Below are 17,331 nucleotides of genomic sequence, written 5' to 3'. Positions count from 1 at the left end.
GAGCAAAAAATTAATCAAAATGATAACGCAGACCTATAAAAAAGCGTCTCCCTTGATTAGGTCCGTAGGCATAGGTTGGGTCAAAAGTGAGTGCAAATGGATTATCAGCCGTAGGGATTATCGCTCCTGAATTATCAACTTGAACATTTTTATCAAAAGGATCATTGGCGCGTGCTATCAAGAACGGATTTTCACGATTGGGTGTCCAATTAAGTAGGTTTTTAACACCAGCGTACAACTCTAGATTATGAATTTTTTTGAAAGTCATTTGTATATTCTGAATACTGTACGGTCTAGAAATTTCGCGACGCGGATCAAGTTCGCTTAGCAAAGGCAAACGCATCGGTCCAGTAAGATTTCCTGTAAAATCTAAAGATAAAAACCAGTTCGGAATATCATAACTAAATCCCCAACTCACAGAATATCTTTCTGTAAATAGTGGCCTCAAACTAACACCGTCTTGTGTTGTCATGGCATCAAAGTAGCTAGTCCCAATGTTAGCTTTGAGTCCAAACGGGCTAACCCAATCAGCATTGGCGCTGAGTCCGAAAATAGTGGAGTTGCCGTTTAAATTATCATAAATTATTTGATTCGGGTTGATGTCGTAATTTGCAAAAATTCGGTTGGTGAAATAAGTGTACCAAGACGCCAATTCAAGATTAACTACGCCCGCATTGGTCAATTTGAATTTTTTTAGGTAATTTAAGTTTAGGTTGTATGAGGTTTCTGGTTTGAGGTTAGATTGTATCACGACTTCTCGAGCGCCTGATAAAGCTTGATGATCTTCGGTAAAAAGGTTGACAATTCTAAAACCCGATCCAAAATTGAATCGTAAGATATCTGTTGGTGTTGGTTTGAATTTAAATGCAAAACGCGGTGTAAAAATGGAACCGTGATTGTCATTGTAATCATAACGTAAGCCAATAAGCGTGCTGGTTTTTTCGTTGTGGGTGATTTCATCTTGAGCAAAAGCACTGTAAATTTTAGAATGATTTGCTGTTGCCGTTGCGGGCGTGTTGTCATTGTAAAATTGATATCGAAATGCCGTACCAAAAAGTACGGAGTGGTTATTCCAGTTTTTGTCCCAAATGAATTGGCCAAATGCTATTTTCTGATTGGCTAAAAAAGTAGAGTTGCCATAAACGGAGTTTTGGTCGTGGCCAATAACCGAAAATTGAAAATACATTTTTTCGGCTACGGGTAGCTCGTATTTCCCCAAAAATTCATAACGCGAAGTGTAAATGCTTTCGCCATACACTTGGTCTCCGCCTCTAAAACTCTTGTTCCATTGCATTTCTCCGCCCCAGCGGTCTTCATAAAGGTATCGAGATACAAGGCTAAATTCTTTTTTAGAAGCTCTGTTGATGTTTATTTTAGAGAAAAAAGAAGCTCTGTTTTGCAAAGAAACATCGGTAAAATTGTCTTTGTTGTTGTCAATGGGATTGTTGTAAGTGAAATAATTTACACCAAATAGAGCTGTAGCCTTGGAGCCAATATTGGCTTTATAACCAAGGTCAACATTCGTTTCGAGCCAAGATGTAGTAAAAACATCGGCTGTAAATAAAGGAACTGCAAACGGTTTTTTAGTAATAATGTTAATTAAACCGCCTACTGCCTCACTGCCATACAGCGTAGATGCCGCGCCTTTTACTACTTCTATTTTATCAATCATGGCATTTGGAATGCCTGAAAGGCCGTAAACGGTACCGAGAGCGCTTACAATAGGCATCCCATCAATAGTTACCATGGTGTACGGGCCGTCAAGTCCGTTAATGCGAATGTCGCCAGTATTACACACATTGCAATTGTTTTGAGGTCGTAAACCATTTACGTTTTGCAAGGCATCCAAGACATTGCTGGTTGGGTTTTGTTTTAAAAAAGTCGCCGAAATAATCTCAACAGGAACAGGATTTTCTAACCTTTTAACGGGTTTTAGTGTGCCTGAAACTACTACTTCATCAAGTTGATTTTCAGTATTTTCAAGTGCAAAATTAAGTATAATTTCTTGCTCATCTTTTATGTTGACGTTTTTGTTTTTTGTTTGAAAACCGTTTGCTATTACTTGAATGGTGTAATTACCATTTGGAATTTCAGAAAAAAAATACTGTCCTAAACTATCGGTTTGAGTGACAAAAGTGGTTTTTTGCAAGGTAACTTTTGCGCCAAGTATCGGTTGATTGTTAGAGCTTACCATTCCCGATAGGCTTTTTTTGTTTTGGCTGTAGCCGATAAAAAATAGCAACAGCATGCTTATTACAATTGTATTTTTCATTTTATAAAAATATAAATTTAGACAAAGCTAAAAAATAATTTATTAAAAAAGCGATTTGTTTAAAAACAAACCGCTTAGTTCCCCCAAATTAACCAAAACTATAGGGATTTATAAACTTATTTAATGGTCGCCATTGTTTTCGAATCCCATTAAAGTGAGACGAAATGGTGTGTTTGATACTTTTATTTTTTTAATGTCATTATTATTTTTAATGTTGGCCATCCATAACTCGCCTGTTGCAGGTGCAGTGATATAAACAAATCGCTGCGTGAATTCCATTTGTGGTTTTTGCGTTGCTGTTTTTAAAGTTGGCGCAATGATATTTCTTTCAGTTGCAGCTACAGTGAGTGTATTTAAGTCGTACGAAATAAAATTTCCTGAATGCAATAAGATGCCAAGTTTACTATTGTCGTAGCTTACTTTACATTGCATGATATCGGTATTTTCAATTATTGGTTTAACTGTTTTAGCAATAACATCGATCAAGTACGCACCTTTTGCAGCGGTATACCCAACAAATTTGCCTTTGGTGTTGGTTTCAAGTATTGTTCCAAACCATGCAGTTCCAAAACCTTCAGGATGTGGAATTAAACTTTGTTCTCCATTGTTTTTTACCACCAAAATCCCGCTTGCCGAACCAAAAACAGCTTGATCACCATATGCTGCATTGCCATGTATTCCTTTGGTTGCAATAGTAGAGGCAAATAATTCTTTACCAGTTTTGTCAATTATTTTTACTCGCTCAGGAAGTGTTCCAGGAATAGAATTGTCTTTTTCAGTAATAGCATATGTGCCATTCGCAAAAACAGCCATAGCACCATGATGCGCTCTTAATCCGGTAGTAATGGTTTTCATTGTAGCGCCATTTTTGTGGATTTCTGACTCTAGACCTACTGTTAATGTACCATCACCATCATTGAAGGTTAGGATTTCTCCAAAATTACTTTTAAAGTGTGTTGGCTTTGATGAAATACCTGTTAAAGCACCAAATTTTGGTGTTCCTTTTATGTCAACATGATCACCATGAAACTCTAGTCCAGTATCGAAAGTTTCTGTTAAATTGTTTTCGCGGTGAATGATGCCTGCAAAACGCCCAGAAGCACTCGTGTATAAAGCTGATTTAGGGTGTTTGGCTTCAAATGAAATGCTGTTGCCTTGTAGTGGATTTACCAAGGTTAGTGCTGTTGTGGTTTCATCTGAAATTAAGACGCGTAGGTGTTTGAATTCAGCTGTGCTTTCGTCAACTACTGTATCGTTGTTGTCGTCATTCGAGCAGGATTGTGTGACTAGAGCAAGGGTTGCAAACGTTGCTAAAAAAGCTAAAGATTTTTTCATTATTGTTTTTTATTTAGTTTTAAAAATTACTATTCTACTGTGATTGGAAAATCAACTTCAATATCTGTTGCGCCACCGGCATTGGTAATGTCGCCTAGAGCTACATTTGAGGCATTTTTGTTCGGTCCGTGTCGTAAGCTGGCTCTCAAAGTGCCACTTGCTGCAGTGGTCGTGGTAAATGTAAACTCGAGCCCTAGTGGCTTGCCATTTTTATCAAAATTGCTTGGATTTTTAGAATAGGTAAAGGGTTGCACTGTACCTGTTGTTTGAAAAAACATTTGGTGTTCGGTAGCTTCAGCTATTATCTCAGGTGTAATATCTATTGCCGGTATTGCTAAATCGTCTCTAAATGTTATACTTCCATTATAGGTTTTAGATCGCTCAAAAGGACTGCTAATACTAATTTGTGGTGCATTAGCTCCTTCGCCATCAAGGTCTTTGTACTCAAGTACAATGGTTTTTCCAACTGTGGTTGGTACAAATTGTAACCTAACAGTTGTGATGAACTCTCCTTCATTCGCTGGTGCAACCACATCGTCAGTATTGGAGCAGGAGTTAAGTACTAAGGTCGAAAAAACAAGGGCAAAAAATTTAAAAAAGTGCTGCTTTCGATTCTTCATGAAGTAAGATGTTTTATTTTTTAATCTGTTAATGCAATTATGTTGCAAATATATTTATTATTTTTAATAACGCAACAAAGTTGCAATAAAATAAATATATTCTCTTTTTACCTTATTACGTTAGTGTTTTCCCGTGTTCAAAAGCCTAGCTAATACAGTTACGGGTAATTTTTTCATGTGTGTTTTTGGTTTATAAAATTGAGTAAGTGTGCCGCTATGATTCCTGAAGCACCAATGTAAATTAATGGGGTATCGATTTTAAAAATGATTTCCAGTAAAATACTCAGGAATAGAAGGGCGAGCGAGCTGGTTAAAAGGACTGCAACAATCGTCTTCCCGTCGCGCAGTGCGGGTATGGCTGCGCAAAGGCCAATGCAGGCAAATAGTAAATCAAAATAGGGATTGTGATTGACCATTACTGGAAACATACTCAGTATAGGCAATGCTAAACAATGGACTAAACACAAAATAGCGCTAGTTACACCCAAAAAATCTGGAGCTAAGGCTGTTAATTTTTTCATTTTCTTGTATCTTTGATTAATGCAATAAAGTTGCAAATGTATGGTTTTTATCTAAATGCAACAACGTTGCATTAATATATTTTAAAATATGAAAGCAAGCCGCAATACCACAGCAAAAACAACCATTTTAGAGATCATAAAAAATGCCGCAGTGGCTTTATCACATACCGAAATTCAGGCGTTAAGTCAAAACGTATGCGATCGGGTTACTATTTACCGTGTTTTGGATCGTTTGGTATCCGAGGATGTGATTCATAAAATTGTAAATCATGACGGTACCATAAAGTATGCAAGTTGCCATCATGAGCATGAACACGATCATGACGTAGAACATTCTCATACGCACAATCACATCCATTTCAGTTGTACTAAATGTTTAGCAGTGACTTGCCTTGATGAGGTAAAGCCCGTATTTAGTCTTCCTGATAATTATTTGGTACATGATTTTAATTTCACCTTATCAGGTCTTTGCCCAACTTGTTCTTTATAGTTTAGACTTGTCTAAAAATATTTTTTATATTAACTTTTTTGTGTAAGTTTGTCATTACATAGGTTTTGCGCTTTTTATGCACTTGAGCAAAAGAGATGTTGCAATACCTTAATTGTTTGTTATGACTTTTTCCGAAGAGAATTATTTAAAAACTATTTACCATCTTTCTGCTATTGAAAATGCAGCAGTGAGTACGAATGCTATTGCTGAAAAGATGGATACCAAAGCATCATCTGTCACGGATATGCTAAAGAAATTAGCCGAAAAGAACTGCATCAATTACATCAAATACCAAGGAGTTTCACTAACCGATACAGGAAAGTTAGCAGCCAAAATGATTGTTCGAAAGCACCGTCTGTGGGAAACATTTCTAGTCGAAAAACTCGATTTTGCTTGGGATGAGGTGCACGAATTAGCAGAGCAATTAGAGCATATCAAATCAGAAAAGCTCATCAATAAACTGGATGATTTTTTAGGGAATCCAACAGAAGATCCCCATGGTGACCCAATTCCTGATGCTCAGGGTCGTATTCTTAAAATAGAAAAACAACTGCTTTCTGAATGTGAAAAAGGTAGAATCGGAATTTGTGTGGGTGTAAAAGATACTTCGTCTGATTTTTTAAAATACCTCGACAAACAAGAAATTGCTTTGGGTTCTCAAATGGAGATTATAGAAAAAGAAAGTTTCGATGCTTCTTTGCGTATTCGTGTGGGCACGAGTGAAATTACTATATCTCATAAAATTGCTAGTAACATTTATATTCAATAATTATGTTTCAATCGTTAGTTGATTATTTTACCAGTATTGATCCTATTTTAGCTGCGCTCTATGCCAGCTTATTTACGTGGTTTTTAACTGCATTAGGTGCTTCGTTTGTTTTTTTATTCAAAACCATGAACCGAACTGTCCTTGATGGTATGCTTGGTTTTACAGGTGGTGTAATGGTGGCAGCAAGTTTTTGGAGTTTATTGGCTCCAGCAATCGAAATGACAGGCGGAGAAGGTTTTGCAAAGGTAATTCCTGCAGCTTTTGGTTTTTCGCTTGGTGCGGTTTTCATTTTTGGGATAGACAAAGTATTGCCTCATTTACACATTAATTTTAAAGTTTCCGAAGGGGTGAAGTCTCCTTGGCAACGTACCACATTGTTGGTTTCGGCAATTACGTTACACAATATCCCCGAAGGTTTGGCGGTTGGTGTTTTGTTTGGTGGTGTTGCTGCCGGAATTCCTGAGGCGTCAATAGGAGCAGCCTTAACCCTTGCAATTGGTATCGGGATTCAAAATTTCCCTGAGGGAATTGCTGTTGCTATGCCATTACGACGAATGGGAATGAGCCGCTGGAAAAGTTTTATGTACGGACAGTCTTCAGCATTAGTAGAGCCTGTTGCTGCTGTTTTAGGTGCTTTTGCGGTTACTTTTTTCACTCCTATTTTACCTTATGCTTTGGCTTTTGCCGCAGGCGCTATGATTTTTGTGGTTGTTGAAGAGGTAATTCCAGAAACTCAACAAGATAAAAATACTGATATTGCCACTTTAGGTTTTATTGGAGGTTTTATAGTTATGATGGTGCTGGATGTGGCCTTAGGTTAGGAAATAAGTTTTTTGAAAAGAATCAATTAAAATTTATAGTCGCAGATGAAAAAGTCAATTCTATTCCTTTTTATGATGATTAGCAGTTTAGTTTTGGCTCAAAGCCAAAAGCCTGCTAAAGTAAAAATAATCACTGTCAAGCAAAAAGTATGTCGTAGTCAAAAAGGGTTTCAATTTGTTTTAAAAACGATCGAAAACGACTCGCGTTGCCCAGAAGTAATCACTTGTATTTGGGCAGGAGAGGTAAGTGCTGTTCTGCAAGTCTTCGACGGACAGAAACAAGTTGAAGAAACAACTTTGGTTTTTAACGAAAAAAATAAGGAAGCTAATATAAAATGGTTCGCAAAGTATTTACCATTTGAAAAGCGAAAAATTGAAAGCTTGCTGGTGAGGCCATATCCCGTTGAAGGTTCGTCAATAAAACCTGCGGATTACGCCATACAAATAGGCTACATAAAATAGTCTAATTGCAGCCACAGTCAGAACTTCCACAATTTTTATCCTTTGATTTCTTCTTGAAAAAGAACTTTTTGATTAAAAAAGCGACTGCAATAATTAAAGTAGCAAATGCTACTATTTCTTGAATATCCATATTGTAAAGATAAGAAAAAGCAACCTGTCGAGGTTGCTTTTTAGTTGGTAATCACTTTCTAATTAAAGAGTGTGTATTATTTGTTGTTTGTTATTAAAAACGAGCTCCTAAAGATACAAAGAATGTTCTTCCTTCACCTGGTAAAATACCTGGTCCAGGATATCCACCTGCTCTACGGGTAGCGTAATCTTTGTTCAATAAGTTATTAATTCCAGAACGAACATTGTAGCGTTTTAAGAACTTGTATTCAGCTGATAAATCCAATACTTCATAACCGTTTAGTAATCCTGTTACACCGTTTGCTGAAGGCGTAACTGTGTTGTTTGCATCTGTAAACACTTTACCTGAAGTTTTGTATTGTAATGTAGACGAAAAGTGGTCAGTACTATAGCTCAAACCTACATTGTGAATGTAACGTGGCGCGTTTTCAACACGATTACCCTTTAAGTTAGTCGTTGCAATAGCCGATCCTGGTCCAGAAGGTACTACGAAATCAGTATAACGAGAATCAATAAAACTAGTCGTTACAAAAAGATCTACGTTTCCGAAAGTTTTTTCGACACTAAAATATTTAGTGATGTTTACGTTTACAAAGCCTTCAATTCCTTTGTTTACGGTTTCTCCTAGGTTGGTTCTGAATAAGAACGTACCTTGAGTTGGGTTATCATTATTTATAAATTGTCTTACGCCGCCAATACGGTTGTTGTAGCTCAAGTAGAACACACTAAAATCGAAGTTCAAAAATCCTTTCACAACACCGCGGTATCCCAAATCAGCATTGTATCCTGAGGCATCTTTTAAGTTTGGATCTATCACATCTGTTACAGCTGGCGGAGTAATATCTGAGAATAAAACTGGTCTAAAAGCTTGTGTTATATTTCCATATAAGTTCGTTGCGCCGAATTTATATTCCATTCCTAATCCAAACAAGGGTTTGTTTCTAACCATTTGTTTGCTTTCAAACGGAACATCATTTCCAGAAGTGATTCCGAAGCGACCTTCTCCATCAGCGGTGATGTGCTCAAAACGAACTCCAGGAACAACACTCCAATTATCGGTCACCTTAAATTGATTTTCGGCAAAAAAAGCAATGTTTTGAGTTTTAAATTGCAAGTCTCTTGGATATTTTGCTGACGTACTTAAGTCGAAATCAGATCCTGCAGTTCCTGCTCCTTCTTGTTGTCTTTGCGTTTGTGCTTGGTAAGCACGAACTCCAAATGCCAAAGTGTTTTTATTTTTGCCTAAGGTGTACGTATAGGTGTTTCTGTTTTCGATTCCGAAATTTTTATAAAAATCGCGGTCAACTCTTCTATTTCCGTTAGTGTCAGGATTGTTTGGTGTTGCTGTATTTCCAACACTATTTCTTTCTCCAATTAATCCAAAAAGTTTAGTATTCGATTTAATAGAAGGAGACAATTGCGTGTCTAGTGTTAACGCAAACAAATTCCAAGGGGTTCCAAACCAGTTTCTCTCTCTAAAAGATTGTCTAGAATTTGCAGCAAATTGCGCATCTGTCAAACCGCCTGCTTGTTGCATTTGGTAATCCATATTGGTGTATTCTGCTGCTAATTTTGTTTTTTCTGTAAAGGCATATTCTAAAAATACGTGTGAGTTACGTACTTTGTATTGGCTGTTTTCTCTCCATCCATCGGCACTACGAGAGTGGTTGTAGGCATAATAAGAAAACTTGTTGATTTTGCCACCAATAGCGTTATAACTGCTCATTAAGTTATAGCTTCCGGCTGTGTTTTGAGTTTCAAAGCTGAATTTTTTGTTTTGCTCGCGTTTTAAAACGTAGTTCACCATTCCACCAAACTGAGGGCCAAATTGTAATGAAGCACCACCGCGAACTAGTTCAATGTTTTCTACTGCTTCTAAAGGTGGGTTGTAATACGCTTCTGGGTAACCAAAAACATCTGATGAGATATCGTAACCATTTTGTCTAGTGTTTAATTCCCAGCTGCGATTTGGACTTAAACCACGAACTCCGATGTTAATTTGAATTCCAGATCCTTCATTTTCCCAAACAGTAACACCAGGAACACGTGAAAACACTTCGCGCGCATTGTTGGTAGTCAGGTTAGAGGTAAAGGCAGATAATTTTAAAACTTCATTCTTTTTTCCTGAAAAAAGCACGGTTCCTTTCACATCTGGTTGTCTTTCTGGGCTTTGTTTAAATGGGGTAACGGTTACCACTTCTAAATCAACAATCAAAGACTTTGCTCTTAAAATACTGTCCTTTTGTGCTTGTGTAAGTTCTTTTTCTTGTGCAAATGCAAACACAGAAGTAAGTATTGCAACTGTTACTAAACTATTTCTCATTTTTATTTAGATTAATTCTATGCAGCAAAGATAAAACGAAAAACTTATTTAGACAAATTAAAAATAATGATTTTTTAATTTTTAACTGTTGTTGAGGTTGAGGATAGATTCTGGCTCTTATTGTAGGATTTGAAAAGCAATCAAGGCAACGGCATAAGCAAAGGCCGACATGAATAAAAGCTGGCCAGCAGGCCATTTCCAAGAGTTGGTTTCCTTTTTTGTTACTGCCAAAGTACTAGCACATTGCATGGCAAAAGCGTAAAACAAAAGTAGAGAGATTCCTGAAGCAAAATTAAATACTTTTTCGCCTGTAGCGGGATTGATTTCAGCTGCCATTTTGTTTTTGATAGTCACTTCATTTTCGCTACCGCCTACGCTGTAAATGGTTGCCAGTGTACCTACAAATACTTCTCGGGCCGCAAACGAACTGATGATAGCAATACCAATTTTCCAGTCGTAACCTAATGGAGAGATAACAGGTTCAATGGTTTTACCCATAATACCAATATAGGAGTTCTCTAGTTTTTGTGAGGCAACTGCATTTTCAAAATCAGCAGACGATAATGGTTTGTTGATGGTGTTTTGGGTAACAATTTCTTCCGCTTTGTTGAATTTTTCTCCCGGTCCATAAGAGGCCAAAAACCAAAGCACGATTGAAATGGCAAGTATAATTTTACCCGCGCCAAATATAAAAGCTTTTGTTTTTTCGATTACGTTGATACCTACATTTTTAAACAAAGGCAACTTGTAGTTCGGCATTTCAACCACAAAATACGTTTTACTTTGAATCTTAAGGATTTTATTCAAGATATAAGCCGAGAAAATGGCCATTCCAAATCCTAATAAATACAACAACATCAAGGTCATTCCTTGCATGTTTAAAAATCCGAACAAGCGTTCGTCAGGAATAACAAGTGCAATTATAATTGCGTAAACGGGCAGTCTAGCGGAACAAGTGGTAAATGGTGTAACCAAGATGGTGATCAATCGTTCTTTCCAATTTTCAATATTACGCGTAGCCATAATTGCAGGAATAGCGCAGGCAGTTCCTGAAATAAGCGGCACTACACTTTTACCTGAAAGTCCAAATTTGCGCATAATTTTATCCATTAAAAACACCACACGGCTCATGTATCCACTTTCTTCAAGGATGGAAATAAACATAAACAAGAAGGCAATTTGAGGTATAAAAATTAAAATTCCTCCAATACCAGGAATAATTCCTTGCGAAATCAAATCGGTTAAAACACCGGCTGGCAACTGCTCTGCTGCGAGCGAACTCAATGAGGCAAAAGAGGCGTCAATAAAATCCATTGGAATTTTTGACCATTCAAAAATAGATTGAAAGATGACAAACAAAATCAAAAAGAAAATCGCATAACCCCAAACTTTGTGTGTAAGCACGCGATCAAGCTGGCTGCGGTAATCTTTGGCTACGCTGCTATCTACTTTTAAACCTACTTTCAAAACATCGTTAATAAATTGGTAACGTTTGATGGTTTCCTTTTGCTGTAAGCGTTTTAAATCAGAGTGTGATTTGGTAAATGAACTGCGAATTTCATTTCTATCCAAGTTCAAAAAGTTCACATCTTGCGTAATTACCAACCATAATTTGTACAAAAGTTGGTTTGGAAATGCTTTGCGCAAACTATTAAAATAATCCGGATCAATAACCGAAGCATTCAAGCAAGGTTCGCTCGAAATCGATTTGAAGCTCACAATTAACTGCTTTAATTCTTCAATTCCGTAGCCTTTACGTGAACTAACCAAGGCAATTTTGGTGTTTAAATGTTTCTCTAAGTAAGGAATATCAAGAGAAATTCCTTTGAACTTCATTCTGTCAGCCATGTTGATGACAAGAATCGTCGGAATTTCAAGGTCTTTTATCTGGGTAAAAAGTAATAAGTTTCGTTTTAAATTCTCCACATCGGTAACCACAAGAGCTACGTCAGGGTATAACTTATCGTTTTTATTGAGTAATAATTCAATAACAACATTTTCGTCAATAGAACTGGCGTTCAAGCTGTATGTTCCTGGTAAATCCAGAATGTTGGCTTTGATGTTGTTGGATAATTTACAAAAACCAATCTTTTTTTCAACGGTAATTCCAGGATAATTCCCCACTTGTTGATTCAATCCTGTAAGCTGATTAAAAACCGAAGTTTTACCCACATTAGGGTTGCCAATTAAGGCTACATTGATGTTTTGTTTGCTTACCATAGGTTGGTTTTTAATAGGTCTACTGCAATCTCTTTGGCGGTTTCTACTCTAATTGCCACATGTGAACCATTGATGTTTAAAAACAAAGGATCACCAAAAGGGGCAACTTGTAACAGCTCGACCATATTGCCAGGCAAGCAACCCATTTCCAGTAATTTTAATGGAACGGTATCAATATCAAAGTCTTTGATTATGGCTTTTTCGCCTTTTTTGAGAGAATGTATCGTTGTTTGCAAACCTTATTTAGATTGAATTAAGATTGCAAAAATACACATTTTAAAGGAAAGACAAATGTTAATTATTTCAATAATTAGTTGGCAGATTTAGAGGTATGTTGACGTTTTATTTGCGGCCGAGAAAATCACTGAAAAATCGCCTTAGTCAGCGGCCTCTTGTTCACACAAAAAGTTAATGTCTTCAATCAATTTCTTGATGTCCTCTTTGTTGGTCCCGTCATAAAAACCGCGAACTCGTCTTTTAGCATCTACCAAAACAAAGTTTTCGGTGTGTACCATATCATACAATTCACTTGGCTTGCCCAGTTTTACAGCCAAGTACGATTTTCTAGCCATGGCATAAATTTCTTTTTTATCGCCTGTAACTAAATTCCATTTGGCATCGATTACATTGTGTTTTTTGGCGTAAGCCTTAAGCACAGGAACGCTATCCGTTTCAGGAAATACGGTATGTGAGAGTAATTTAACTTTAGGATTTGTGGCAAAAGCTTTTTGAACTTCTTCTAGATTCACTGACATTTTAGGACAAATAGAACCGCAAGTAGTAAAAAAGAAATCGGCTACATAAATTTTTCCTTCGTAATCTTTTTGAGTAATCGTGACGCCGTTTTGGTTCACAAACGAAAAATCAGCAATGGTGTGGTACTTGCTTTTGTATTGTACCGTACTGTCTACCAATTCCGGATTCACATCGGCTGGATTAAAAATAGGTAATGATTTTGCTGGCTTCAAAGCGTTGTAAAATAACGTAAGTATAACGGCCGAAAGCACGAAGAACACTCCTAAAAAAAGACGGTATTTTTTAAATAGCTGTAACATAATCCAATTTTGCCACAAAAGTACAAAATCGGAGCTTGTTTTTTGGTCTTATTAACACAATCTTAGTGCTAGTGGAATGCGCTTAAAAAACAAAATTGTTACCCAATTCGATTAAACCTTTTTGATTTTTTAATGTCCAATCACAATGTTTTGTGATTGTTTATAGAATCGTAAGCAATCACAAAATTTATTAATAGCTTTGTTTACTTAACTAAAAAACTAATTAAAATGAAAAAAACCAACAATAAGCAATTGCTTTTTGTGATTCCTGCAATGATGGCTTTTGCAGTGGGTCAAGCCCAAAGTAATCCTGCGGCTAAGGAGCCAGGGATTAATGTGAATTACATGGACAAAAAAGTGAAGCCAAGTAACGATTTCTTTCGTTACGTAAACGGAACTTGGTTAGACAACACCGCCATTCCAGCTGATAGAACCCGTTGGGGAAGTTTTGATGAATTGCGTCAAAGAACAGATGCGGATGCACTAGCTATTTTAAAAGAGGCAGCAACCAACCCAAAGTACAAGTCAAATACCGATCAAGGTAAAGCGATTAATTTATACAAGTCTATTTTGGACACCATTGGTCGTAACAAAATGGGAATTGCGCCATTGAAACCTTTCCTTAAAAAAATTGATGCGGTTAAAAATGCTAAAGACCTTGAGGCATTATTAATCGAAATGGAGCCAATTGGCGGAATTGGTTTCATGGGAGCGGGCGTTGGTACTGATGCTAAAAACAGTAGTCGAAATGTTATTAATGTAGGTCCAGGTGGAGTAGGTTTACCTGACAGAGATTATTACGTTTCAGAAGATGCCGACTCTAAAGAAAAACGTGCAAAATACGTGCTTCACGTTGCTAAAATGTTACAATTTCTTGGTGATAAGCCAGCCGTAGCTCAAGCAAATGCTGAGAAAATTTTAGCGCTTGAAATCGCAATGTCTAAACCAAGATTAGACAGAGTAGAGCGCAGAGACCGTCGTAAGTCATACAACCCGATGACTTTGGCCGAGTTGAGTAAATTAACGCCATCAATCAACTGGAATAATTATTTTACTAAAATTGGTTTGGCAAAAGTGGATACCGTTATTGTATCACAACCTAAATACATGGTGGCACTTGAAACGATGTTGAAAGAAAACAAAGTGGACCAGTGGAAAGCCTACATGCGTTGGAGTTTATTAAACAGAGCTTCAAGCCAATTGTCTACCGATATTGAAAACGCTAACTTTGAGTTTTACGGGAAAACCTTGACGGGAGCGGTAAGCCAAAGACCACGTGACGAAAGAGCATTGCAAACCATTAATGGTGCTGTAGGTGAAGCTTTAGGGAAATTATATGTAGAGAAAAAATTCCCAGCTGAGGCTAAAGCCAAAGCAGAAAAAATGATCAAAAACATTTTCCGTGCTTTCGAAAACCGAATTAATAACTTGTCATGGATGTCGGCTGAAACTAAAGTTAGCGCCTTGGCTAAATTGAATAAATCCAGAATCAAAATTGGATATCCTGACAAGTGGAAAGACTATTCTGCTTTGACTATCAAGAGTCCAGAAGAAGGCGGAAGCTACTTTGAAAATGCTTTGAGCATGGCCAAATGGCGTTTTCAAGAAAACATTGCAGAGTTAAACAAACCAGTTGATAAAGAGCGTTGGGGCATGTCACCACAAACGGTAAATGCGTATTACAACCCATCAAACAATGAGATTGTTTTCCCAGCAGCTATCTTACAACCACCGTTTTACAACTACCAAGCTGATGAAGCGGTGAATTATGGCGGAATTGGTGGCGTTATTGGTCACGAAATTTCACATGGTTTTGACGATTCAGGATCGCGTTACAACGCTGACGGAAACTTAGTTGACTGGTGGACTGCAGATGATTTAAAACAATTCTCAGCTTTAACAGGAGCATTAGCGGCACAATACAGCGCATTGGAGCCATTGCCAGGAACTTTTGTAGATGGTAAATTTACATTAGGTGAAAACATTGGTGATTTAGGTGGTGTAAACGCAGCTTATGACGGTTTACAATTGTACTTGAAAGAAAACGGAAATCCAGGCTTGATTGATGGATACACTCCTGAGCAGCGTTTCTTTATTTCTTGGTCAACGATCTGGCGTTCAAAAATGCGTGATGAAGCTTTGAAAAACCAAGTAAAAACCGATCCGCACTCTCCAGGAATGTACCGTGCGTATGTGCCTTTGCAAAACATCGATACTTTTTATCAAGCTTTTGATATCAAAGAAAATGACGGGATGTACATTGCACCTGAAAAACGTGTAAGAATCTGGTAATTCAGTACCTTATAAATACAAAACCCATTCGTTAAGGCGAATGGGTTTTTTTATGGCCTCAAGTCAAATTTTAAAGAGAAGAAAGCTGTTGTTTTTTAGGAGCAGTACTTTTTTGCTCCATACACTACTCGTCCCGCTGTGCGCTGTATTTTGCTGTGCAATCCCGAGGTGTCGGGACTTCCCCAGCAAGGATGCCGCTTCCATCGGGGCTACAGTAGTTCGTTTTATTTTCATTACAAAATCAGCAAATGGGATTTGTAAATACCTAAGCGGTTTTATTGTCTTTCTCTCAAGTCTTTTTTAATTGCAATAAGAATTGATTTATGAGAAACTTTGAGATAACATAATGTGTCAGTAGTTATTTATTTCCCTTCAGTTCTTCAATTTTTAACTTTAAGTATTTTCGAACTAATAGATATAAGTCTAGGATTAAGAGCAATGCAATAACTAGTAAGACAGCTGGAATCAGTGCAATTAAGGTTTCTAACATAATAATTTTGTTTGTTTTTTATTTTTATATCGTTTCTAAATTTTATAATAATCGAATGGGTATTTTAAAACTTGTTACATCTCAACTTAGGCTTAAGATCAAAACTTATACAGATGAATCAAAAATTCAAACACATTATTGGTTTTGGTTTGTTTGAAAACATTTGTACCAAACAGTAACAAGTAAATCGTTACGTAGTTGATGATGTGAAAACAATTTACTACCAAGAAACTAAGCAAGTAATCGGTCCATTTTTTATTGGTAAACACCACAAGTACGTGCCAAAACAAGAAGGCATAATTAATAAACAATACATACAATTCAATAGTTGCTTTGTGCAGTATAAAAGGGAAATACAAAGGCGAAATAATTAGGTCTAGGGTAAAAAGTAAAGCATTAAAATAAATCCAAAACACCACATTTTTAGCCAAATTAAATCGCTTTCGAAACAGCGACCAGGTTACTAGAACGGCACACGGAATGGTAAACAAAGTTCTAAATTTAGTAGCTTCAAATACGGTTCTACCAAATTCATTATAACCAAAAGGATTGTCGGCTAGGTGTACTGCATCTTCATAATCGTATATTTTATCACCAATAATAAGTAGGAGTGTAGCGGTGATTAAAAAAAAGGTTACTGGACTAAAATAAGTTTTACGCTGACCCGCAAAATAACCATGGTATACTTTTTTAGGATGCAGAAATAAATCTTTCACCAATTTTAAAATCCCTTTGTCGGTATGGGTAATGGAGTGCCAAAACTCGTGAACTAAATCATGCATGTTCAATTCGCTCACACTTGATTTTTGCCCGCAATGCGAACAAAATTGCCCTTCAAAGGTACGGTCGCAGTTTTTACATAAATGGTGCTGCATAAAAGGTTTTTTTGGTTGGTTTGGTATTGTAACTATACAAATGTAAGATAAATAACGATTAAAAAACCAATACCGCATCTCGACTGCGCTCGATGTGACAAAACCATCTGGTGCTCGTTTGCAACGAGTACCTACTTACTTTATTAACGTAAACAAAGCGTTTGTGACGCGGCTCTATTACATACATTACCATAAAGGCTCCACATTTACGTTACAAAAAACAGTGTTTTCTTCTTCATAATTATCCATCTGGTGCTCGTTTGCAACGAGTACCTACTTACTTAAATACCGAAAACAAAGCGTTTGCAACACGGCTCTATTAAATGCATTACCATAAAGGTTCCACATTTACGTTACAAAATCCCTCTGGTTCCCTCTTCATAATTTCAATAGCTACTATTTACAAAGTCTCCCTTTTTTAAAGCTATTCCTGTTTGATTTATAAGCGTTAGAAACGCTTTTTTTGTATTAGCAAAAGACCAAGCATTTGATGAGTACGAAATTCAAGTAGTAATTGCTTCCTATATTAATTCTTTAAGAGAAATTTTTAGTACTCCAAGGCCATAAATAACGCTACGTTTAAAATTAATGCTTGATGCTTCTGGGAAGTATTTTGTTGGGCAACTTATCTCGCCAATTTCAAAACCATTTTTGAAA

Annotated in this window: 14 protein-coding genes; 5 read left to right on the top strand and 9 right to left on the bottom strand. The window is 36.8% G+C overall.

What is annotated here, in order from left to right:
• Nucleotides 1-10: 10 nt before the first annotated feature.
• The 4 genes from L1S34_RS00075 to L1S34_RS00060 form a co-directional block, all read right to left on the bottom strand.
• Nucleotides 11-2,272: a TonB-dependent receptor gene (locus tag L1S34_RS00075; protein ID WP_236361295.1), complete on the bottom strand. Its 2,262-nt coding sequence runs from the start codon at nt 2,270-2,272 to the stop codon at nt 11-13.
• A 120-nt stretch (nt 2,273-2,392) separates the two neighbouring features.
• On the bottom strand, nt 2,393-3,607 hold the full coding sequence (locus L1S34_RS00070; protein WP_236361289.1) for a hypothetical protein: 1,215 nt from the start codon (nt 3,605-3,607) through the stop codon (nt 2,393-2,395).
• A gap of 29 nt (nt 3,608-3,636) precedes the next feature.
• Nucleotides 3,637-4,227 carry a type 1 periplasmic binding fold superfamily protein gene (locus L1S34_RS00065; RefSeq protein ID WP_236361286.1) on the bottom strand — a complete coding sequence of 197 codons (591 nt, stop codon included), beginning with the start codon at nt 4,225-4,227 and terminating at the stop codon, nt 3,637-3,639.
• A 173-nt stretch (nt 4,228-4,400) separates the two neighbouring features.
• Nucleotides 4,401-4,748 carry a MerC family mercury resistance protein gene (locus tag L1S34_RS00060; protein ID WP_236361284.1) on the bottom strand — a complete coding sequence of 116 codons (348 nt, stop codon included), beginning with the start codon at nt 4,746-4,748 and terminating at the stop codon, nt 4,401-4,403.
• Between the two features lie 88 nt (nt 4,749-4,836).
• On the opposite strand from L1S34_RS00060, the gene L1S34_RS00055 reads away from it, so the two are divergent.
• The 4 genes from L1S34_RS00055 to L1S34_RS00040 all read left to right on the top strand — a co-directional run bounded on the left by L1S34_RS00055 (nt 4,837) and on the right by L1S34_RS00040 (nt 7,290).
• Nucleotides 4,837-5,238 (top strand): Fur family transcriptional regulator, encoded by a 402-nt coding sequence (locus L1S34_RS00055; RefSeq protein ID WP_236361282.1) that lies wholly within the window; start codon nt 4,837-4,839, stop codon nt 5,236-5,238.
• Nucleotides 5,239-5,359: 121 nt separating this feature from the next.
• Complete coding sequence (locus tag L1S34_RS00050; RefSeq protein ID WP_236361279.1) at nt 5,360-6,007, top strand: metal-dependent transcriptional regulator; 648 nt, start codon at nt 5,360-5,362, stop codon at nt 6,005-6,007.
• A gap of 2 nt (nt 6,008-6,009) precedes the next feature.
• Nucleotides 6,010-6,828, top strand: a complete 819-nt coding sequence (locus L1S34_RS00045; protein WP_236361277.1) for a ZIP family metal transporter — start codon at nt 6,010-6,012, stop codon at nt 6,826-6,828.
• A gap of 45 nt (nt 6,829-6,873) precedes the next feature.
• A complete protein-coding gene (locus tag L1S34_RS00040) occupies nt 6,874-7,290 on the top strand; it encodes a hypothetical protein (RefSeq protein ID WP_236361274.1) in 417 nt (138 codons plus the stop codon).
• A 223-nt stretch (nt 7,291-7,513) separates the two neighbouring features.
• On the opposite strand, the gene L1S34_RS00030 is transcribed toward L1S34_RS00040, so the two are convergent.
• From L1S34_RS00030 to L1S34_RS00015, 4 genes are all read right to left on the bottom strand, one after another.
• Complete coding sequence (locus L1S34_RS00030) at nt 7,514-9,742, bottom strand: TonB-dependent receptor family protein (protein WP_236361272.1); 2,229 nt, start codon at nt 9,740-9,742, stop codon at nt 7,514-7,516.
• 117 nt (nt 9,743-9,859) lie between these two features.
• Nucleotides 9,860-11,962 carry a ferrous iron transport protein B gene (feoB, locus tag L1S34_RS00025; protein WP_236361269.1) on the bottom strand — a complete coding sequence of 701 codons (2,103 nt, stop codon included), beginning with the start codon at nt 11,960-11,962 and terminating at the stop codon, nt 9,860-9,862.
• Nucleotides 11,956-12,198: a FeoA family protein gene (locus L1S34_RS00020; protein ID WP_166132545.1), complete on the bottom strand. Its 243-nt coding sequence runs from the start codon at nt 12,196-12,198 to the stop codon at nt 11,956-11,958. Before L1S34_RS00020 ends, feoB begins: the two co-directional genes overlap by 7 nt.
• 141 nt (nt 12,199-12,339) lie before the next feature.
• Nucleotides 12,340-13,017, bottom strand: a complete 678-nt coding sequence (locus L1S34_RS00015; protein ID WP_236361259.1) for an SCO family protein — start codon at nt 13,015-13,017, stop codon at nt 12,340-12,342.
• Nucleotides 13,018-13,245: 228 nt separating this feature from the next.
• On the opposite strand from L1S34_RS00015, the gene L1S34_RS00010 reads away from it, so the two are divergent.
• Entirely contained in the window at nt 13,246-15,309 is a 2,064-nt protein-coding gene (locus L1S34_RS00010) for a M13 family metallopeptidase (RefSeq protein ID WP_236361258.1), read from the top strand.
• A gap of 588 nt (nt 15,310-15,897) precedes the next feature.
• Here L1S34_RS00010 and L1S34_RS00005 read toward each other — a convergent pair.
• Entirely contained in the window at nt 15,898-16,674 is a 777-nt protein-coding gene (locus L1S34_RS00005; RefSeq protein ID WP_236361250.1) for a DUF3667 domain-containing protein, read from the bottom strand.
• Nucleotides 16,675-17,331: the final 657 nt, after the last annotated feature.

It is taken from the genome of Flavobacterium sp. K77 (genome assembly GCF_021608205.1).
In the GTDB taxonomy this organism is placed as follows: domain Bacteria; phylum Bacteroidota; class Bacteroidia; order Flavobacteriales; family Flavobacteriaceae; genus Flavobacterium; species Flavobacterium turcicum.
This window is presented reverse-complemented; position numbering and strand designations above follow the sequence as displayed.